Raw genomic sequence first — 19099 nt, forward strand, 5'->3', positions numbered from 1 at the left:
TAAAAATAACCTGAGAAATCAAAGGGGGATTATCACATGCTCATGCACTTTCAGTTTAAGCCATTATTTGAAAATAAAAATATACCAGGCTGGAGTTTTTCCTTTTATTATAAGAAGCAAAGATTCAGCGGAATTTACCACCAAACCGGAAAAATTGAATGGACAACAAATACTCCTGAACAAGAAGATATTGAAGCGTTAACAAGTCAGATTCATGAACTAATGCTCTATCATGTTTATGAATGAAAATTTATCCTTTCCCACACAATAAAGATATAAAAGGGAAAGGATGGATAATCATGGAAAAAGGTAAAGATCAGTTAACAAATCAAGGCTCTGCACATGAGGGCAGAGACAAGGCGTTTATGGATGTTGACCGCATGATTAATGAGGGAATGTCAGGCGGTTCTGTGCACGCCCGATATGATTCAACCAATATTGAAGAGGCACGAGATTTGGTTGAAGAACAACCACCATATGAGTGTGATTAATATCTCTGCATATAATGGCAGGCTGGACCGAAAAAGGCTCAGCCTTTTTTAATTTCATGCTGCAGGACTCAACTGTTATAATAGAACCAATAAATTTTAATGACGGGGAAGGTACGATGCTTCGAAAATTATTATCTATATATAAGAATTCCACTTTGTTTTCCGGTCGGCCCACTCACCCTTCCGAGTTAGTTTATACGTTTTATGATGAGATTGCGAACGAATGGATTGGCATACCAAAAGCTGAATTAGGAGAAAAAGAGTTAACTCTTCTTAAAACGCTTTATGAATTAGTCGAAATCCAGCCAGTCTCCTTTTCGAGAATAGGTAAAACTTGGTCTGAATTTCTATTATCTGATGGCCCTCCCCCTATATACAAGGATGATACACCATTACGATTTATTCATTTTTATATTACTGGTGATGATCATCATCAAGAAGAAATGGAATCAGCCTTAAAGGGGTTCTTTTCTGAAGAGATTATCATTATTTGGGAAAGCAAAAATATAGGTATCGTCATAGAGGAAAAAAAACAAATTTTTCTTTCAGAAGAAGAATTATTGTCGATGGCGGAAACTTTGGAAAGTGATTTTTACGTTAAAATTTCTTTTTTTATTGGAAAACTAAATCCATTTTCTATTCAACTTCGGACTAAATTTAAGCAAGAGCAAGAATACTTTTCATTTGCAATTGCTTATCTTGGATTTTCTAATATACTTTCATTTGAACGAGTATTTCCGTCTTATTTAGTCCGTCATTTGCCTGATGAATTACAACAAAAGATAAACCAGGAAATATTTGAGCTATTTTCGAATGATACAGAAATGTTTTCCACAATTAAGTTTTTTTTAGAACAAAATTTAAATGCAAGTATGACGGCTAAAAAATTATATATCCATCGAAATACTCTGCAATATCGAATTGACAAATTTACCGAAAAAACCGGGATTGGCTTAAAGGATTTCTACGGAGCCTTTACCGTCTTTTTAGCCTGTCTTTTGTTTGAACAGCAAAAAAAATAACAATATGCCCAAAAAAGCGTTTTCATTCTTTGTGCAGACTGTCCATATAAATTTTAATCCCTCCCCTGTAAACTAAAGTTACAAAATGATATTGGGAGGAATAAAAGAATGGCAGAATTAAAATTGGATCATATTTATAAAATTTACGATAATAAAGTAACCGCTGTACAAGACTTCAATTTACATATTGAAGATAAAGAATTTATCGTCTTTGTCGGACCCTCAGGATGCGGAAAATCTACTACACTTCGAATGGTCGCAGGCCTTGAGGATATTTCAAAAGGTGATTTCTACATTGACGGCAAAAGAGTCAACGATGTAGCTCCAAAAGATCGTGATATTGCGATGGTTTTCCAAAACTATGCCCTTTATCCTCACATGACTGTTTACGATAATATGGCTTTTGGATTAAAGCTTCGCAAATTTCCAAAAGATGAAATCGACCGTCGTGTAAAGGAAGCGGCAAAAATTTTAGGATTAGAAGCATATTTAACTCGTAAACCAAAGGCTCTTTCAGGTGGACAACGCCAGCGTGTTGCTTTGGGTCGTGCCATCGTTCGTGATGCAAAGGTATTCCTTATGGATGAACCTTTGTCTAACCTGGATGCTAAGCTTCGCGTGGCGATGCGTGCTGAAATTGCCAAGCTTCACCGCCGCTTAAATACAACAACAATCTATGTTACCCATGACCAAACAGAAGCAATGACAATGGCTTCCCGTTTAGTTGTTATGAAAGACGGTATCATTCAACAAGTTGGTACACCAAAAGAAGTTTATGAAAAACCAGAAAATGTGTTTGTTGGCGGCTTCATCGGGTCACCAGCGATGAACTTTTTTAATGGAAAATTAGAAGACGGCAAGTTTATCATTGGAAAATCTTCAATTGCTGTCCCAGAAGGGAAAATGAAGTATTTACGTGAACAAGGGTATATTGGAAAATCAATTATTCTAGGCGTACGCCCAGAAGACATTCATGATGAACCAGTCTTCATTGAGGCATCTACAGGTACTAAGATTACTGCCAACATCGATGTTGCTGAATTAACTGGAGCAGAAATGATGGTATATTCAAGTCTTGGAGAACAAGATTTTGTTGCCCGCTTAGATTCACGTGCAGATGTTAAACCAGGTGATAAATTAGAGCTTGCCTTCGACTTAAATAAAGCACATTTCTTTGATGCTGAAACAGAAGGAAGAATCCGCCCATAAAAGTGAATTAACTGATAAGTCCCGTTTTTAAAAGACGGGGCTTATTCTTTTATAAAAATAATTTCATCTTTTTGACAAGTTGGGCAGCGGTAAAGATGTGGACACTTCTCTCCTGAATTTGTGTCTGGAAAACCATCCTCCATTTTCATTAAATCAATTTCCATATACGGACTGTAATCATCATAAAAATCCATCAGTCTACCGCTCTCTATCATTGAATCTCCGCAGTTTGAACACATTAAATAGGCTTCGCGCAAACCATTACAAACTGGACAAATCGCCATATTCTTCACCCTTTTGAAAAGTAGATGCCTTTAGTTTGTGTTACTTTACTTAGCCTAAGTAATGGAATAAATTACTAATCAATTCTTTCGAATAAGTCTTTACTTTTTAATCATAATAAAATTACAAGCAACACATTACATCGATGGATGAAACCAACAAGGGTAACAGCCGGTGCAACTCCGGATCATCCAACCAAATATACTTTCTCCGATACTAATAACTTTTATCAAACGAAAATTGATAATATGGGTTAGGCCATGGTGGCAATGGTTTTCCATTATGGTTCAATACCATACTAACCCCAAACTTATTAAGAGGAGTGTTAATCAACTATGGCTAATAACAACAACTCTAATCAACTATTAGTACCAGGTGTAGAACAAGCTCTTAACCAAATGAAGTATGAAATTGCAACTGAGTTTGGTGTTAATCTTGGTGCAGACACTACTTCACGTGCCAACGGTTCTGTCGGTGGAGAAATTACAAAGCGTCTTGTTCAAATGGCTGAGTCCCAACTTGGCGGCGGCTTCCAGCGTTAATTTTTAGCAAACCCATATATACCAATTAAATAATATGGCTTAAGCCCCCTCCACTATTGGAGGGGGCTTTCATTTTAATTTAAATCATATTTTCTGGTTTGATCCATTGGTCAAATTGTTCTTCTGAAACATAACCAGTTTTGATTGCTGCTTCTTTCAAGGTGCTATTTTCTTTGAACGCCAATTTAGCAATCTCTGCTGCTTTTTCATAACCTATATGCGGATTTAGGGCTGTGACTAACATTAAGGATCGTGCCACATGTTCCTTAATGACTTGTTCATTTGCTTCTATTCCATAAGCACAATTTTCATTAAATGACCGGATACCATCTGTCAGAAGTCTGATGGATTGGATTAGATTATAAATAATTACTGGTTTAAAGACATTTAACTCAAAATTCCCTTGACTTGCAGCCATACTGATGCTCGTGTCATTACCAAAGACCTGACATACAATCATCGTCAAGGCTTCACTTTGAGTAGGATTGACCTTTCCAGGCATGATAGAGCTACCAGGCTCATTAGCAGGAATGCTAATTTCTCCTATGCCGCTTCTTGGCCCGCTTGCAAGCCAGCGAATATCATTTGCAATTTTCATTAGGTCAGCCGCTAATGCTTTTAGGGCACCATGGGTATAAACAATTTCATCGTGGCTTGTCAGGGCATGAAATTTATTTTCTGAAGACCTAAACGTAAAACCAGTAAGCTTTGAAAGCTGTTCAGCCATCCTTTTTCCAAATTCAGAGCCTGCATTAATGCCTGTTCCAACAGCGGTCCCTCCAATGGCTAAATCAAGCAAATAATGGCTTGCTTCTGAGACCATTTTTTCATTCTTATCGAGCATGAACCGCCATCCACTAATTTCCTGGCCAAGGGTTAATGGGGTTGCATCCTGTAAATGGGTTCTTCCGATTTTAACAATTTTTGAATAAGAATTTTCTTTTTCTAGCAGGGTGCTTTTCAACTCCTGTATGGCTGGAAGCAGGTTTTTAGTTATTTTTATATAAGCAGCAATATGCATCGCGGTTGGAAACGTATCATTCGAGCTTTGGGACATATTGACATCATCATTTGGATGAACATATTGGTCGCTGCCTTGCTCTCTTAACCATTCATTGGCCCGATTAGCAATCACTTCATTAACATTCATATTGGATTGCGTTCCGCTGCCTGTCTGCCATACGATTAAGGGAAAGTGGTCATCAAAATCTCCATTTAGAAGTTGATTGCATACATGGTTAATTGCATTCATTTTTAATTCACTTAGCTTTCCTACTTGAAAATTTACAGTTGCGGCTGCTTTTTTTATAAATGCTAAACCATAAATTAGTTCAATCGGCATTTTCTCGCTGCCAATTTTAAAATTTTCTTTGCTGCGCTGTGTTTGTGCCCCCCAAAATTTATTTGCTGGTACTTTCACCTCACCCAGCGTATCTTTTTCGACTCTAAAATTCTCCAAGGATTCCACCTCACTTTTTTGCATTACTTCAATATATATTCCCATTCTGAAGGCAATTCTTCCCAAAAATAAAAAAAACTGCAGACGCTTGTCTGCAGTTTATGCTTTATAGATCATATATCCGATATAATAAGAAAGAATTAAAAAGCTGCCGATTAATAGGACAATTGAATAATCTGACATTATACTATACCACCCCAGTTTAAATAAAATTGTTAAACAATTTTAATCTATCACGAGCGGGTTTTTTTACCTGTGATAATCATTACACTTTGGTGTTCAAAGGAGTGAATTTTTTGTGAACATTTGCCTTTTCGGAGCAACCGGGAGAGTAGGCTCTGTTATTTTAGAAAATTCGTTATCCAATCAAATTTCTGTTCAAGCGCTGGTGAGGGATTTGGAAAAACTAAATACGGATTCGGGCGGACTCCTTAAAGTCAGGACAGGGAACGTTTTAAATGAAGAGGATATTGCACAGACAATGAAGGGGACTGACATTGTAATAAGCGCATTAAATACGGATGGAAACAGCACACTTTCTCAATCTATGCCTTTAATTATCAGTAATATGAAAAGGGAAGGAATCAAAAGGATTATTACTATTGGAACAGCTGGAATCCTCCAGGCTCGATCTGCCCCGCATTTATTTCGCTTCCAATCGTCTGAGTCAAAAAGAAAAAGTACTCTTGATGCCGAGGAGCATTTAAAAGCATATTTGTTGTTAAAGGCTTCTGGGCTAGATTGGACTGTCGTTTGTCCAACCTATTTACCAGTTGGAGAAAGACTGGGGCAATATCGATACGAAATAGATATTCTTCCCGAAAATCCTTCTTCAATTTCGATCTATGATACAGGGGATTTTGCATTTCAACAGCTTTTCAGCAATAAATTTATTGGCTCAAGGGTTGGACTTACCTATTAAAAAAATGAGACCCTTCTTAAAAGAAGGGCCTCCTTTATCTAACCAGCCAGTTCACTGCCACCTTGCTGCAGCTGATACATCTGATAATATTTGCCCTTACCGGCCATTAACTCGTCATGTGTTCCTCTCTCCACAATCGTTCCCCGGTCAAGGACAAGAATTTGATCGGCATTTCGGATGGTTGATAAGCGGTGGGCAATAATAAATGTTGTTCTTCCTTTCTTTAACACTTCCATTGCTTCTTGAATAACAGCTTCCGTTTCGGTATCAATACTGGAGGTTGCTTCATCGAGAATAAGAATTGCCGGATTAAATGCTAGCGCTCGTGCAAACGAAATCAACTGCCTTTGTCCGCTTGAAAGGGTGCTTCCCTTCTCAATAACCGGTTCGTCATAACCATTCTCTAAATTTCTAAACACCTTATCTGCGCCAACATCCTTCAAGGCTTTTTCCACCTTTTCCCTCGTAATTGAAGGATCATTTAGACTGACATTCGAAGCAATTGTCCCTGAAAACAAATAAGGATCCTGCAGGACTATCCCCATATGATTTCGGACAGTTTGCCGCGGCAAACTTTCTACATCTTTTCCATCAATCGTAATTTTCCCTTTTTGGCAGTCATAAAAACGGAACAGTAAATTCATAATTGAACTTTTCCCAGAACCAGTGTGGCCTACAAGGGCAACAGTTTCACCCTGCTTTGCCTGGAATTCGATATTCTTAAGGACATACTCACCATCTTTATATCCAAAAGAAACATTATCAAAAGATACATTTCCTTTAAACCTTGATATCCGTTCAGTACTGACATTTTCACCTTGTTCATCCATTAGTTTAAACACGCGCTCACCCGCTACCAAAGCTTGCTCCAAATTGGCTAATTGATTTACAATACCCTGAATTGGCTGGAAAAGACGATTTATATAATCTACAAAGGCATAGAGCATTCCGAGTGAAATAATATTTGCAGGCAGAAGCGACTGAGCCCCAAAATACCAAATAAACGCCACAAATATTAGGTTTCTTAATATCCCAACGAGGTTATGGGATGTTAAAGAATTTAAGCTTAACAATTTGTTTTGATAAGTAAAATGCTCATGATTAAGCTTTTCAAACTCCTCTTTCGTCTCCTCTTCCCTGCTAAAGGCCTGAATAATCGTCATTCCCTGAATGGATTCATTGATCATGGCATTTATGTCACTATTGCGCGATCGAATTACACGATTATATTCGGATGCATACTTACGGTAACCCAATATCCAAATGTACAGGATTGGCAGCAATACTAAACAAATCGCAGCTAGCTTCACGTTCAAAATAAACAAGGCAATATATATACCTGTAATATAAATTACGCTTGTAAAAAAGGTAGCAAGAACGGTAACGTAAAGTTCACGGATCGCTTCTGTATCATTCGTAATTCTCGCCACAACTTTTCCCGCAGGCAGATTATCGAAATATTGGATTGGAAGTCGTTGGATATGGCCAAAAATATCCCCACGCATTTTTTGAATAATTCGGTTTGCCGATTTTTTCAGAAGATAGTGTTCGCCAAATTGAAAAATGGCTGAAACCACTAATAAGCTGAAATAAATGATCAATAATTGAATAATCGACGGAATTTCCGGCTGATAAAATTTAAGGAGTTCTTCGCCCTTTAGGATTTTTACCGGATAAACTGCTTCGTTTTTCCCTTTTTCAATAACTAAGGACCCTTCAGCAATCGTTCTTTTTCCATCAAACTCCAGCTCCCTATCAAGGAAAATAAATTTTGAGCCTACTTGCAGAATCCTGATTTGCTGCCCTTTTTGTTCACCATCTACAAAATACTTTCCTCTTTTGTAAAATTGGCCATTATACTCTACCGCATTTGCGTCCTTCTTGGATACATACCATTTTGACTCAATCCCTAAAATATGCTGGTCTATCACTTTTTTGGCAATAAAGGGGCCTGCTAGATCTGTCACGACTGAGATGGTGAGCATAACCAATGCAGCTATAATAATCTTTTTATAAGCTAATGCATATCCAAATAATCGTCTGCCTGTGGTCATGCTGACACCTCCTCTTCAACATTTCCTTCAATTTGCTGCCGTAAAAATTGTTCTTTATACCACCCGTCAACCTCTATGAGCTGTTTATGTGTCCCTTCTTCAATAATTCTTCCTTCATCAAGGACAATAATATGATCAGCATGCTGAACAGCCGACATTCGGTGAGTGGTGATAATCGTAGTTTTGTTGTTTCTCACTTGACGAATATTCTCAATAATTCTTTTTTCGGTTTTGGCATCAACCGCTGATAATGAATCGTCAAGAATGAGAATTTCCGGATTTTTAATGAGGGCACGTGCAATCGAAATCCTCTGCTTTTGCCCTCCGGAAAGAGCTACCCCTTTTTCACCCACCAAAGTACTTATCCCTTCCGGAAGCATCTCAAGATCCTTCCGAAATGCGGCCAAATCGATAGCATTCTCTAACTCTTGATCGCTTGCATCCTTACTGCCAAAGAGAATATTCTCCTTTACACTTCTTGAAAATAAAACATGGTCCTGGGGTACATAGCCAATCCAATTTCGTATCTGCTCCAGCTTCTGCTCTTCAATTGGAACCTCAGTAATGGATAGTTCCCCGGTCCCAAGCGGGTACTGTCTTAATAATTGTTTAATAAAGGTTGTTTTTCCGCTTCCTGTTTTCCCCACAATCCCCAGTGTTTGACCTTGAAATAATTGGACATTCACATTTTCCAAATTATTATTTTTAGAGGAGGGATAGCAAAAGGTTACCCTCTTGTATTTTATATTTTCAGGAGCATTGACAGCTACCGGATTACTTGGATTTTCAACCTCTTCCTGATAGGCCAATGTTTCATTAACACGGTCTAAAGAAGCATTTCCCCGCTGCATTACATTGATTAACTCGCCAATTGCAAACATGGGCCATATCAACATCCCTAAATAGACATTGAAGGAAACAAGATTGCCTAAAGTAATCGTTTGATGAAAAACTAAATAGGCGCCATAGCCAAGCCCGATTAAATAACTGATTCCAACCAGGATCTTAATTGTTGGATCAAATAAAGAATCAATCCTCGCCACTTTTAGGTTTTTTTGATAAACGTCCTCTGTTAATAGATGGAACCTATTCTGATCAGCCTGTTCTTGGACATAGGCACGAATGACCCTGACTCCTGCAACTGATTCCAGAACCCGGTCATTTAACTCACCGAAAGCATCCTGCGCCTCCATAAAACGAGTGTGAATTCTCTTACCATAAATTTGCATCAGGATTGCCATAACCGGCAATGGAATAATGGCTGCTAACGTTAGCTTCCAACTAATAAATAATCCCATAGTCAACAATAATGTCAGCATCCAAACACTAGAATCGACCAGCGTTAAAATACCGAACCCGGCGGTTATCGAAATGGCTTTTAAATCATTAGTAGCTCGGGCCATTAAATCTCCTGTTCGGTTCTTTTCATAAAAAGTTGGCGTCATCTTTAAAAGGTGCTGCATAAATCGTGAGCGAAGTTTTCTTTCAACGAGGAAAGCGCCTCCAAACAATTTATACATCCACACATAGGTGATTAGATAGGATGAAAACATGATTAATAATAGAACACTTAAATAGTGAAAGATTTTATTTTTATTCATCTCCCCAAAATGAATATTATCGATTGCCATACCAATCAATTTTGGCGGCAGGACATCTAATATTCCTACCAAAATTAATAAACTAACCGCAATAGCATATCTCTGCCAGTTTTCTTTGAAAAACCAGCTTAATTTTTTTAATACCGAAAACATGATTGTTCCTCCCCTCTGCTCAAGTAAAAATAAAAAAAGAGGCATACCGCAGTATAAGTGCAGTATGCCTCTGGAAAAAAGAGACAAAAAAACACACATTACGCATCATTAAAGAACGCAACCTGTGTTTTGTCATTTATTAAATGTACGTTAAAGGAATTAAAGAGAATTCTCTTTTGGACAGGTTGCATTTAAATATTTAGTTTTAAAATTAACTTTTCTTCTTCTAATCATGACGCAACCCTCCATTTCCTATTTTTTCTTCCTTTGTTAGATTATCACCAGTCGTTATGAAAGTCAATTCCCATTTTTCAGAATTATTCTGCCCTTACCGCCGTTCCATAAGCGATTAATTCTGATGCCCCCTGCATGACCGAACTGGATTGTAATCTCATTGCGATGATGGCATCTGCCCCTAACAGCCTGGCTTCTTCTACCATCCTCTCAATCGCCTTTTGTCTAGCTTCATTTAACATATCGGTATATTCCTTTATTTCTCCGCCTACAATGGTCTTTAGCCCAGCCAATAAGTCCTTGCCAATATGCTTGGATTGGACTGTACTTCCCTTCACCACACCAAGCACCTCTTTAATTTCCCTGCCCGGCAGGTAATCAGTCGTAACAATCATCATAATTTGAATTCGCCTCACTTCTTCTCTTTTTACGAAAAATTTTTCTCACAAAAATCAAATAAAACAATGTCGGCATTGGCGCTTGAATAAGGCCGACAATTCCCCAAAGCCAATAATTATGATTATGTTTACGGGCATCTAAAAATAAATATATGCTTTGCACTAACAAAATAGCAGACACTATGATGATGACGGTTAATGAATATTCTCCTTTCATCCGCCATTCACCTTCTTCATTAAACGTGTTCCACTATAAAATGCAATAAAAATGGTCGTGGCGATCTGTAAAAATATAAAAACTGCCGGCATTTGAAATAAGGAAATCATAATCCCGCACAAAATGATGATTGCTACTATTAAATATATAGACAAATCCCTAATCAGTTTTTTCCTGATTCGCTGTTTTTCCGCTAGAACCATTTGTTCAAACCATTGAAGGTCCGGGGAATAGACTGGAAATTGTTCCATTTTGTTTAAACCTTCTTGCATCTTAGAAATAGCTAAAATCTCCTGTTTATTTTGTTGTTCGCTGTCCAAAACGATGACTTTCTGTTTCTTCACTTAGGTTCAGCTCCTTTCTGACTGACTTGATTCCATTATGCACTCTTGATTTCACCGTTCCAGGAGATATTTTCATCCATTCGCCTATCTCTTCGTAAGAGTAGCCATAATAATGCTTTAAAATAATGGGAATACGGATGTCCTCCGGCAATCTCCCGAGTGCCTCAAGAGCGTCATTCCAGTCTTCATTTCTGCTTTCGAAATGCCACTTCAGTTTCCGGTAAATTTCCTCTTGCCCCTGCCAGTTCTTTTCTCTTTTTTTCTTTCGGCACTGGTCAATATATGTATTTGTCGCAATTGAAACGAGCCATGTGGAAAATTTGCTTTGCCCATTATATAGGTGAATCTTTTGAATACATTTTGCCATTGTCTCTTGAGCTAATTCTTCAGCAGTATCGGGATTCATTGTAATTTTTATTAAATATTTTACAAGGAATGGATAATGTTCTTTAAACAACATGGCAAACGCGAGATGGTCCCCTTTTTTAGCATTTTTTATTAATGCATCCATTTAGTAATAGCCCTCTCTTTCCCCCATATTCCTTGTTTTTTCTCTCTTTATTTATGACGAACAAAACTAACTTTCGTTCATTCTATATTTATTTTACTCTTAAACATTGGAAACAAAAAGACACGGATTGCTCCGTGCCCTTAATCCCCTTTTCCATGCCCCTTATTTTTTCCTTTCTTTTCCCATCTCTCTATTTGCTTGTTCCATTTTTCTTCCCACTTTTGAATTTCATTATTAAATTCCTCTTGAAAATTAAATCGACTTTTTTCTTCCAAAGCGGAAATATGCGTCACATTAAATTTTTGTTTTGGTTTATTTTTTAATGCTTCCGACATGACTTCACGAAAAATAACAGCAGAACCTGTTTTGCTGGTTGGCGTGATATAATGTTCCGCATCTGTTTTATCATAACCGACCCAGATGGCTCCCACTAGCTGCGGTGTATAGCCAACAAACCACTGGTCTTTCAGACCATTAATTCCTTTAATCGGTACTTGGGTGGAGCCAGTTTTCCCTGCCGTTTCACGGCCAGGTATTTTGGCTGCTTTTCCTGTCCCTTGTTCTACAACGCCTAGCAGCATTGTTGTCATATCATCGGTCACTGCTTTTGTCGTAACTCTCTCCTTTTTGACTTTCCATTCGGCAACCACATTGCCATTTGCCTCGACGATTTTTTTGATTACGTGGGCCTTCACTTTGACACCATTATTCGGAAATGCGGAAAAAGCTTCTGCCATGTTTAGCGGAGAGACTCCTTTATGCAAGCCTCCAAGGGCAACCGATAAATTCCGGTCAGCTTTATCCAAAGAAATACCGAATCGTTTAACTGAATCTAGCCCCTTTTCAATTCCGATTTCATTTAAAAGCCATACTGCTGATACATTTTTCGATTCCTTAACCGCATCATACATCGGGACTTCCCCCATATATTGATGATCGTAATTACTAGGCTGATAATTTCCAAATTTCATCGGTTCATCTTTTAGCATATCGGTGATTTTCCAGCCCTCTTCTAGCGCAGGGGTGTAGACAGCTAATGGCTTAAATGAAGAACCGGGCTGTGCTTTTAATTGAGACGCCCGGTTGTAGCCTCTAAAAGTGTGTTCTCCCCTTCCGCCTGCAAGGGCTCGGACCCCGCCTGTTTTCGGGTCTACTAAGACTCCTCCGCTTTGAACCAACCGGTCTTTTCCTTTTGGAAATAAACTGTTGTTTTGATAGGTTGTTTCCATCACCGATTGCATATTAGGGTCAAGCTCTGTATAAATTTGATAGCCTCCAGTAAGCAAATCATCTTGCGATAACCCATACTGATGAATTGCTTCATCTAATACCTGATCGACATAATAAGGGAATTTACCGCGGAACGGGTCGCCGCCTTTATCATCTAAAACCATTTTTTCCTGCTTGGCTTTTTCATATTGTTCATTTGTAATATAGCCTTGATTTTTCATTTGCAGCAAGACAATATTTCTCCGTTTAACAGCCTTTTTCATATGGTCATATGGATTCAGGGCAGATGGAGCTTTAATTAACCCGGCTAGCAAAGCGGATTCACTAATCGAAAGCTCCTTAACCTCTTTAGCAAAGTATTTTCCTGCCGCTTGTTTAATCCCATATGCCCCATTTCCAAAATAGATTTGGTTTAAATACATTTGCAGAATTTCTTGTTTCGAATATTCCCGCTCAACTGCCAATGCTAAAAAGACCTCTTCTATTTTTCTTTTAAGCGTTTTTTGGGATGTTAGGATAGTATTTTTCGTCAATTGCTGTGTGATGGTGCTTCCGCCTTCTACCATTCCTCCTGCCTTTAAGTCACGGAAAAGCGCCCTTGACGTTCCAATTAAATCAACACCTCCATGTTGATAAAATCGATGATCCTCAATGGCAATTACGGCATTTTTCATAGATTCAGGGACTTCCTTAATTGGAACTCCTTCATTTTTATTCGCCGAAACCTTGCTCGCTATTTTTCCGTTTACATCATAAAAAACCGTTGGCTGGGGTAGTTCATTTTTAAGTTCAGATATATTGGCAGTCTTGGAAAAAAAATAAATTGCACCAAAGAAGCCTAAAATGAAAATTAAGCCGCTTAATACCACGATTTGGACTACATGCCATTTTTTCAAGTTTTTCATAGATGCCTCCTATTTGGAAGAGAAAAAAAAGACAGGAGAACCCTATCTTATGTTTAGATATTATTCACTTTTCGTCAATTCTTTAAAACGCTGTTTGGAAAGCTTCTCATCAAAGCTGCTAAAAATCCGATAATTTCCTTCATCCAATATCCTAAAATGTTTACTGAGGATATTTTGTTGGAGAATAAATCCACTTTTCTTTGATATTGCTCTCCACCAGATCCGACCGCCTAATGTTTTCGTTTTGCGGTAATCAATTCCTTCTCGAGCTACCGTTTCCAAAACCTCAAGTGGCTCATTACCAAATAAAAATTGTACTGTTTCCGTTTCCCGGAAAAGAGCACAAATAGCAACGACTGTTGACCAGTTAGCAAGGACTCTTCCTTTTTCAATTTGAACAAGTGTTTTCTTTGATACACCAATGATTTCAGCCATTCTATCCTGGGTATAGCCTGCTTCAGTCCGAATCAAGCGAAGCTTTTCAGACACTTTCAATATGATTTCATCTCTGGTCATGTTAAGCCCTTCCTTCAATAGCCTATGGTGTAATTTTACACAAGTTCCAGTAATCATTCAAATTTTATCATAAAAAAAACTGCTATCAATTCTTCGATAACAGTTTAATGAACAAATATTATAATTCTGCCGAATTGCCACACTGGCTTGAACACGAATTTTTCAAATCACAGGCGGCACACTTGCCTTTTTTCGATTTATTGATAAACTTCATCATCGCCCACGCAGCGTATCCAAAAATGACAGCACCTATAACAATACTGGCAATCATCATATTCACCTCTTTAAAAGAAAAGGCCTTAAATAAATCATCCAAGACCAATCAGTTTTCCACCCTGATATATGATTAGCGACAAAATGTAGGCAATTGCTAATGCATACCCCATTGAAAAAGCCGTCCATTTTTTAGAACCGGTTTCTTTATAAATCGTTGCAGTAGTAGCTAGGCAAGGAATATACAAAAGTATAAATACCATAAAACTATAGGCAGAGAGAGGCATGTAATAATCGGATAGCAGTCCTTGCAGGCTGTTATCATTGGGCACAAAATAGATAATATTCATGGTTGAAATAATAGCCTCTTTAGCTAGGAAGCCGGTAATTAAGGATGCAGCAGCTTGCCATGTACCAAAACCAATTGGCGCGAGGATTGGGGAAAGGATACCTCCAATGGCTGCTAGGAAGCTGTTATCCATGTTTACATTTAAACCGTTCGGTCCTGCATAGGATAATAACCAGATAAACACTGAACCTGCAAAAATAAAGGTACCAGCCTTTCTCACAAACCCTTTCCCTTTATCCCATGTACTTCTCCATAATGATTGAAATTGAGGCATGCGGTATGGCGGCAACTCAATGACAAAAAGCGAAGTTTCTGATTTTAATAGGGTAGAAGAAAATATTTTTGCTAAGATCAAAGCGACAACTATTCCAAGAATATATAAGCTTAGTACAATGAGTGCTTTATGGGCAGCAAAGAATGCCCCGACAAATAAGGCATAAACGGGTAAGCGTGCCGAACAGGACATTAAGGGTGTCAGCAAAATTGTTAACAGCCGTTCTCGAGGTGTTTCAATGGTCCTTGCCGCCATTATTCCGGGAACATTACAGCCAAAGCCAATCATCATTGGAATAAAAGCTTTCCCATTCAATCCTACTGCTTCCATTATTCGATCCATAACCAGGGCAACACGAGCCATATATCCTGAGTCTTCTAATAAGGAAATGAAGAAGAACAAGATAAAAATTTGCGGTACAAAGACAAGTACCCCGCCAACACCTGCTATTAACCCTTCAATGATGAGTGCATGAATAAAATCAGTGGCATGTATACCTGTTAATATTTTTTCAATACCGGCCGTAATTGGTCCGGTTAAAAGAGCATCCAAGCCATCTGACAGCGGTGTTCCAAGCCAATCAAATGTCAGCATAAACATTAAATACATTAGCAGCAAAAAGATCGGCATCCCTAAATAACGATTCGTGACGATGCTATCAATTTTTTCTGAAAGAGGAATAACCGAATTACTTTTTCTCGCAACCTCAGCGATAATTTTATCAATAGCTTCTTTTCTCTTTAAATAAATGAAATTAGCCAAAGACTTGGTACCATAGTGTTTTTGTAATTTCAATTCCAAGTTAGCAGCAATAACACTAATTTTTTGTGAGTCAGATATTTTATTTAGATAATTATTAACGTATTCATTACCCTCTAAGAATTGAATCGCCAGCCATCTTAATGAATGTTCCGTTTTACCCGTGATTTCATTAGACAATGCCGAAAGCGCCTCTTCAACCTCTTTCCCATAATGAACTAGATTCTTTTTTATGGGGATGATTGATTTCGATGAAATGACATCTACAAGCCTATCACAGCCCTTCCCGCTCCGAGCGACAACTGGAACAACAGGTACGCCGAGAATTTCAGCCAGCTTTAGTGCATCAATATGAATTCCACGTTTACTTGCGACATCAATCATATTTAGTCCGATAAGGGCAGGCTTTTCAAATTCCAACAATTGCAAAGTCAAATGCAAATTGCGTTCTAATTGAGAAGCATCGAGAATGTTAAGCAAGCGATCTACTGATTCATTTAAAAAGAATGACGTTACAACCCCTTCATCCTTTGAAAGTGGATTCAGAGTATACACACCTGGCAAATCAATTAATCTGCCAATATTATTTTTAAATACTCCTACTTTCTTTTCAACTGTTACACCGCTCCAGTTGCCAACATACTCATAGGAACCTGTTAGATTATTAAAAAGCGATGTTTTCCCAGTATTGGGGTTTCCAATTAGCGCAATTTCCATTATATTCTCACCACTTCTATTTGAACTGCTTCTTTCCTCCGGATTCCAATACACTGGCCGCATGATTCAATCATAATAGGACCGCCAAAGGGCATTACACACTTTACGGAAACTTCTGATCCTTCGGTAATTCCTAAATCAAGCAATCGTCTTTGTACGAGGTGACCAACATGTGAAATGTCAATGATTTTTCCTTTCTCCCCTGCTTTTAATAAACCAAACATGTATTATCACCCTATCTATGTTAATTGAGAATGATTCTCTTTCTTTATAAGGTAATTTTATCATTTTGTTTAGGTATTTAGGTTATTAGACTTGTGACAAAAAATCGAAAAAAAAAAGCCGTGAGGCTTTTCTTTTTTAAAATCTTGACTGTTAAACTTGGTTGTTGATTTGCGCTCCAGGCGCTTCGCTTTCCACGGGCGTGCCGGAGAGCCTCCTCGTCGCTTCGCTCCTGCGGGGTCTCCCCCTGCCCCGTACTCCCGTAGGACTCTTCGCGCCTTCCGCTCCAATCAACAGTGTTAAAAAATCAATAACGGTTTTTTACACAGACTAAATATTATTTTCCCGTACTAGCATTCTCTTGGGCATTGCACTGATAACAAGAACGACAATGATGACACTGATTACAAAGCTCGGAAGCATATATGTCCCATTATAAAGCAGGGAATATATCATAACCGGCTGGCCCTTTGGAGCATACTCTCCAAAGAAAACAAACCCTGAAACGAAATGGCATAGATATCGAAGCAAGCTTCCAATGAATGCTCCAAATATTACATAGCTAATCCATTTGCCTTTTTTCCCTTCATTAAGCATATTGCTTATTTGACGGGCAAAAATGCCCGCAAATCCTACAACTGTAAAAGCTATAAAGTAATCGATGATTCCTTGAATAATTGTATATACTTGTGCAAAGCCAAGAATGAACTGTAATAATCCTAATAAAAATCCAGTTAAAAGACCGCCTTTCAGTCCCCAGCGGAAGGCCATTAAGAAAATCGGTACCATTGCGATTGAAACCGAGCCTCCCTGCGGCCAGATTTTAAACGAAAGAATATTTCCCACATAATCCAATAAATACGCGAGTGCAGTAAAAACAGCAACCTCGGTAATAAATAAAGTATTACTTCTTTTAGTCATTTCAATTTCTCCTCCATGTTGGTGAACAAAAAAATAGCAATGCAAGACATAAGGATTGTCTGCATTGCTATCTATCTGGCAAACCACATCCCTACGCTAGTGTTAACTAACAGGTTCATAGGGTCAGAACTCAACCGTTCACTCTCAGCCGCCATTTGCAGCTCCCCCTGTGGAACTATACAATTATTTCATTAAGAATATACTACTATTTCAAAATGAATACAAGAGTAAATTCAAACTATATTCAAGAGAAGATTTCATGACAAATTAACTATGTAATTATTTGGAAAATAATTTTAACATGTTTTTAAGAGGTTTTTTTGTCATTATCAGCGAATTAAGATGGTAAGGCTTAATGTGTTTCAGGAGGGACAATATGTTTAAAAATGATCAAATAGATTTAATTGCTTTCTTTGATAAACATAAAGATCAATTACTTCTTGATTGGGAAAATTCATATATTATTTCTAAAGAAGACCCATATATAGAAAAAATAAGCGAAAATGCCAAAGCACTTTTTCATGTTATCTTAAATATGCATAAGTTGACCGAAGAGGAGCTTTTATTAGTAATCGAAAAGCTGGCAAAAGAAATATCGGAAGAAAGAGTCATTGCCAATATTAATATTGGGGATTTTGTTTATAATGTAAATCTTGGCAGAACGATTATGTACAGTTATTTAAGCAAAACGGGGATATCATGGGGGGAAATGCAAGAATCGATCAATCGGATCAATTTCTGTTTTGACAAGTTTTTATACTATGCAGTATCCCATTATACAGAAGCCAAAAACAAAATTATCGAGGAAAAGACTATGTTCATCGACTCAACCCATCAGGATCGGCTAACCCTTTTGGGGCAAATGACATCCAGCTTTATTCATGAATTTAGAAACCCGCTTACATCTGTACAAGGATTTATCCAATTGCTTAAAGCCGATTTTCCAAATATGAGATATCTAGATATTATTTCAAGTGAACTAGATCAGTTAAATTTTAGAATTTCTCAGTTTCTGTTATTATCCAAAAAAGAATTGATTGGGAAGGAAAAAGATTATTTTAAACTAAATAAATTGATAGACGAAGTTTTGAACTTTCTCTACCCTAGCATACTTGATGGAAAAGTGAAAGTAATCAAAGAATTGTGCGAGGAAATAACGCTGCACGGTTATGCGGATGAAATTAGACAAGTTTTTATCAATATAATATTTAATGCAATTGATGTTTTAAATCATCATGCAAATCCACAGCCAACAATTGAAATTAACAGTACTTTAGAAGACAACCAATACATTATTGTTACCATTTCTAATAATGGACCGGCGATTCCAACTGAATTGCAAAAAACAATTTTTGAACCATTCTTCACGACGAAAAAACTTGGTACTGGTCTAGGTCTTTTCGTTTGTAAAGAAATTATTGAAAAGCACAAGGGGAAATTAGCCTGTAATTCCACACCGAATAAAACCACCTTCTCCATACATTTACCGATTGCATTAAATTTAGAACCTGACATTTAATATCTGATAGAAATTAATCCCACTTTAAAAAAGTC

General features: G+C 37.7%; 21 protein-coding genes and 1 riboswitch. Of the genes, 7 read left to right on the forward strand and 14 right to left on the reverse strand.

Annotated features, from left to right (window positions below; all coding sequences use genetic code 11):
* Positions 1 to 36 precede the first annotated feature (36 nt).
* From LC455_RS18560 to LC455_RS18575, 4 genes are all read left to right on the forward strand, one after another.
* Complete coding sequence (locus LC455_RS18560; protein ID WP_223592966.1) at positions 37 to 246, forward strand: YheE family protein; 210 nt, start codon at positions 37 to 39, stop codon at positions 244 to 246.
* A 53-nt stretch (positions 247 to 299) separates the two neighbouring features.
* Entirely contained in the window at positions 300 to 491 is a 192-nt protein-coding gene (locus LC455_RS18565) for a hypothetical protein (RefSeq protein ID WP_223592967.1), read from the forward strand.
* A 116-nt stretch (positions 492 to 607) separates the two neighbouring features.
* Complete coding sequence (locus LC455_RS18570; protein WP_223592968.1) at positions 608 to 1513, forward strand: PucR family transcriptional regulator; 906 nt, start codon at positions 608 to 610, stop codon at positions 1511 to 1513.
* Positions 1514 to 1621: 108 nt separating this feature from the next.
* Positions 1622 to 2722 carry an ABC transporter ATP-binding protein gene (locus tag LC455_RS18575; RefSeq protein ID WP_223592969.1) on the forward strand — a complete coding sequence of 367 codons (1101 nt, stop codon included), beginning with the start codon at positions 1622 to 1624 and terminating at the stop codon, positions 2720 to 2722.
* 41 nt (positions 2723 to 2763) lie between these two features.
* On the opposite strand, the gene LC455_RS18580 is transcribed toward LC455_RS18575, so the two are convergent.
* A complete protein-coding gene (locus LC455_RS18580; protein WP_223592971.1) occupies positions 2764 to 3006 on the reverse strand; it encodes a hypothetical protein in 243 nt (80 codons plus the stop codon).
* A gap of 333 nt (positions 3007 to 3339) precedes the next feature.
* Here LC455_RS18580 and LC455_RS18585 point away from each other — a divergent pair, with 333 nt between their 5' ends.
* Positions 3340 to 3546 carry an alpha/beta-type small acid-soluble spore protein gene (locus LC455_RS18585; protein WP_223592972.1) on the forward strand — a complete coding sequence of 69 codons (207 nt, stop codon included), beginning with the start codon at positions 3340 to 3342 and terminating at the stop codon, positions 3544 to 3546.
* A gap of 79 nt (positions 3547 to 3625) precedes the next feature.
* Here the strand turns inward: LC455_RS18585 and fumC are convergent, their stop codons facing one another.
* Positions 3626 to 5005 (reverse strand): class II fumarate hydratase, encoded by a 1380-nt coding sequence (gene fumC, locus LC455_RS18590; RefSeq protein ID WP_223592973.1) that lies wholly within the window; start codon positions 5003 to 5005, stop codon positions 3626 to 3628.
* A 298-nt stretch (positions 5006 to 5303) separates the two neighbouring features.
* On the opposite strand from fumC, the gene LC455_RS18595 reads away from it, so the two are divergent.
* Positions 5304 to 5927 (forward strand): NAD(P)-dependent oxidoreductase, encoded by a 624-nt coding sequence (locus LC455_RS18595; RefSeq protein ID WP_223592974.1) that lies wholly within the window; start codon positions 5304 to 5306, stop codon positions 5925 to 5927.
* 38 nt (positions 5928 to 5965) lie between these two features.
* Here the strand turns inward: LC455_RS18595 and LC455_RS18600 are convergent, their stop codons facing one another.
* The 12 genes from LC455_RS18600 to thiT form a co-directional block, all read right to left on the reverse strand.
* Positions 5966 to 7981, reverse strand: coding sequence for an ABC transporter ATP-binding protein (locus tag LC455_RS18600; RefSeq protein WP_223592975.1), 2016 nt, complete (start codon positions 7979 to 7981; stop codon positions 5966 to 5968).
* On the reverse strand, positions 7978 to 9735 hold the full coding sequence (locus LC455_RS18605; RefSeq protein ID WP_223592976.1) for an ABC transporter ATP-binding protein: 1758 nt from the start codon (positions 9733 to 9735) through the stop codon (positions 7978 to 7980). The genes LC455_RS18600 and LC455_RS18605 overlap by 4 nt, the downstream gene beginning before the upstream one ends.
* Before the next feature lie 317 nt (positions 9736 to 10052).
* Positions 10053 to 10367: a YbjQ family protein gene (locus tag LC455_RS18610; protein ID WP_223592977.1), complete on the reverse strand. Its 315-nt coding sequence runs from the start codon at positions 10365 to 10367 to the stop codon at positions 10053 to 10055.
* Entirely contained in the window at positions 10348 to 10584 is a 237-nt protein-coding gene (locus tag LC455_RS18615) for a sigma-Y antisigma factor component (RefSeq protein ID WP_223592979.1), read from the reverse strand. Before LC455_RS18615 ends, LC455_RS18610 begins: the two co-directional genes overlap by 20 nt.
* Complete coding sequence (locus LC455_RS18620) at positions 10581 to 10928, reverse strand: YxlC family protein (RefSeq protein WP_223592981.1); 348 nt, start codon at positions 10926 to 10928, stop codon at positions 10581 to 10583. The genes LC455_RS18615 and LC455_RS18620 overlap by 4 nt, the downstream gene beginning before the upstream one ends.
* A complete protein-coding gene (sigY, locus tag LC455_RS18625) occupies positions 10882 to 11439 on the reverse strand; it encodes an RNA polymerase sigma factor SigY (RefSeq protein ID WP_223592982.1) in 558 nt (185 codons plus the stop codon). The genes LC455_RS18620 and sigY overlap by 47 nt, the downstream gene beginning before the upstream one ends.
* A 140-nt stretch (positions 11440 to 11579) precedes the next feature.
* A complete protein-coding gene (locus LC455_RS18630; protein WP_223592983.1) occupies positions 11580 to 13574 on the reverse strand; it encodes a transglycosylase domain-containing protein in 1995 nt (664 codons plus the stop codon).
* A gap of 60 nt (positions 13575 to 13634) precedes the next feature.
* Positions 13635 to 14090, reverse strand: coding sequence for a helix-turn-helix transcriptional regulator (locus tag LC455_RS18635; RefSeq protein ID WP_223592984.1), 456 nt, complete (start codon positions 14088 to 14090; stop codon positions 13635 to 13637).
* 118 nt (positions 14091 to 14208) lie between these two features.
* Positions 14209 to 14361 carry a FeoB-associated Cys-rich membrane protein gene (locus tag LC455_RS18640; protein WP_223593146.1) on the reverse strand — a complete coding sequence of 51 codons (153 nt, stop codon included), beginning with the start codon at positions 14359 to 14361 and terminating at the stop codon, positions 14209 to 14211.
* A 37-nt stretch (positions 14362 to 14398) separates the two neighbouring features.
* On the reverse strand, positions 14399 to 16402 hold the full coding sequence (gene feoB, locus LC455_RS18645; RefSeq protein ID WP_223592985.1) for a ferrous iron transport protein B: 2004 nt from the start codon (positions 16400 to 16402) through the stop codon (positions 14399 to 14401).
* Positions 16402 to 16626, reverse strand: coding sequence for a FeoA family protein (locus LC455_RS18650; protein ID WP_223592986.1), 225 nt, complete (start codon positions 16624 to 16626; stop codon positions 16402 to 16404). Before LC455_RS18650 ends, feoB begins: the two co-directional genes overlap by 1 nt.
* A gap of 328 nt (positions 16627 to 16954) precedes the next feature.
* The gene (gene thiT, locus LC455_RS18655) at positions 16955 to 17545 is read right to left on the reverse strand and encodes an energy-coupled thiamine transporter ThiT (RefSeq protein WP_223592987.1); all 591 of its coding nucleotides are present in this window, start codon (positions 17543 to 17545) and stop codon (positions 16955 to 16957) included.
* 71 nt (positions 17546 to 17616) lie between these two features.
* Positions 17617 to 17723, reverse strand: a riboswitch (TPP riboswitch).
* Positions 17724 to 17921: 198 nt separating this feature from the next.
* Here thiT and LC455_RS18660 point away from each other — a divergent pair.
* Entirely contained in the window at positions 17922 to 19064 is a 1143-nt protein-coding gene (locus tag LC455_RS18660) for a histidine kinase N-terminal domain-containing protein (protein WP_223592988.1), read from the forward strand.
* The last annotated feature ends 35 nt before the right edge of the window (positions 19065 to 19099 follow it).

The organism is Neobacillus bataviensis, assembly GCF_019969725.1.

Bases quoted from the DNA above. Each gene is read 5' to 3' on its own strand.
- LC455_RS18560 (WP_223592966.1), top strand. From the start codon at position 37: ATGCTCATGCACTTTCAGTTTAAGCCATTATTTGAAAATAAAAATATA.
- LC455_RS18565 (WP_223592967.1), top strand. From the start codon at position 300: ATGGAAAAAGGTAAAGATCAGTTAACAAATCAAGGCTCTGCACATGAG.
- LC455_RS18570 (WP_223592968.1), top strand. From the start codon at position 608: ATGCTTCGAAAATTATTATCTATATATAAGAATTCCACTTTGTTTTCC.
- LC455_RS18575 (WP_223592969.1), top strand. From the start codon at position 1,622: ATGGCAGAATTAAAATTGGATCATATTTATAAAATTTACGATAATAAA.
- LC455_RS18580 (WP_223592971.1), bottom strand. From the start codon at position 3,006: ATGGCGATTTGTCCAGTTTGTAATGGTTTGCGCGAAGCCTATTTAATG.
- LC455_RS18585 (WP_223592972.1), top strand. From the start codon at position 3,340: ATGGCTAATAACAACAACTCTAATCAACTATTAGTACCAGGTGTAGAA.
- LC455_RS18600 (WP_223592975.1), bottom strand. From the start codon at position 7,981: ATGACCACAGGCAGACGATTATTTGGATATGCATTAGCTTATAAAAAG.
- LC455_RS18605 (WP_223592976.1), bottom strand. From the start codon at position 9,735: ATGTTTTCGGTATTAAAAAAATTAAGCTGGTTTTTCAAAGAAAACTGG.
- LC455_RS18610 (WP_223592977.1), bottom strand. From the start codon at position 10,367: ATGATGATTGTTACGACTGATTACCTGCCGGGCAGGGAAATTAAAGAG.
- LC455_RS18615 (WP_223592979.1), bottom strand. From the start codon at position 10,584: ATGAAAGGAGAATATTCATTAACCGTCATCATCATAGTGTCTGCTATT.
- sigY (WP_223592982.1), bottom strand. From the start codon at position 11,439: ATGGATGCATTAATAAAAAATGCTAAAAAAGGGGACCATCTCGCGTTT.
- LC455_RS18630 (WP_223592983.1), bottom strand. From the start codon at position 13,574: ATGAAAAACTTGAAAAAATGGCATGTAGTCCAAATCGTGGTATTAAGC.
- LC455_RS18635 (WP_223592984.1), bottom strand. From the start codon at position 14,090: ATGACCAGAGATGAAATCATATTGAAAGTGTCTGAAAAGCTTCGCTTG.
- LC455_RS18640 (WP_223593146.1), bottom strand. From the start codon at position 14,361: ATGATTGCCAGTATTGTTATAGGTGCTGTCATTTTTGGATACGCTGCG.
- feoB (WP_223592985.1), bottom strand. From the start codon at position 16,402: ATGGAAATTGCGCTAATTGGAAACCCCAATACTGGGAAAACATCGCTT.
- LC455_RS18650 (WP_223592986.1), bottom strand. From the start codon at position 16,626: ATGTTTGGTTTATTAAAAGCAGGGGAGAAAGGAAAAATCATTGACATT.
- thiT (WP_223592987.1), bottom strand. From the start codon at position 17,545: ATGACTAAAAGAAGTAATACTTTATTTATTACCGAGGTTGCTGTTTTT.
- LC455_RS18660 (WP_223592988.1), top strand. From the start codon at position 17,922: ATGTTTAAAAATGATCAAATAGATTTAATTGCTTTCTTTGATAAACAT.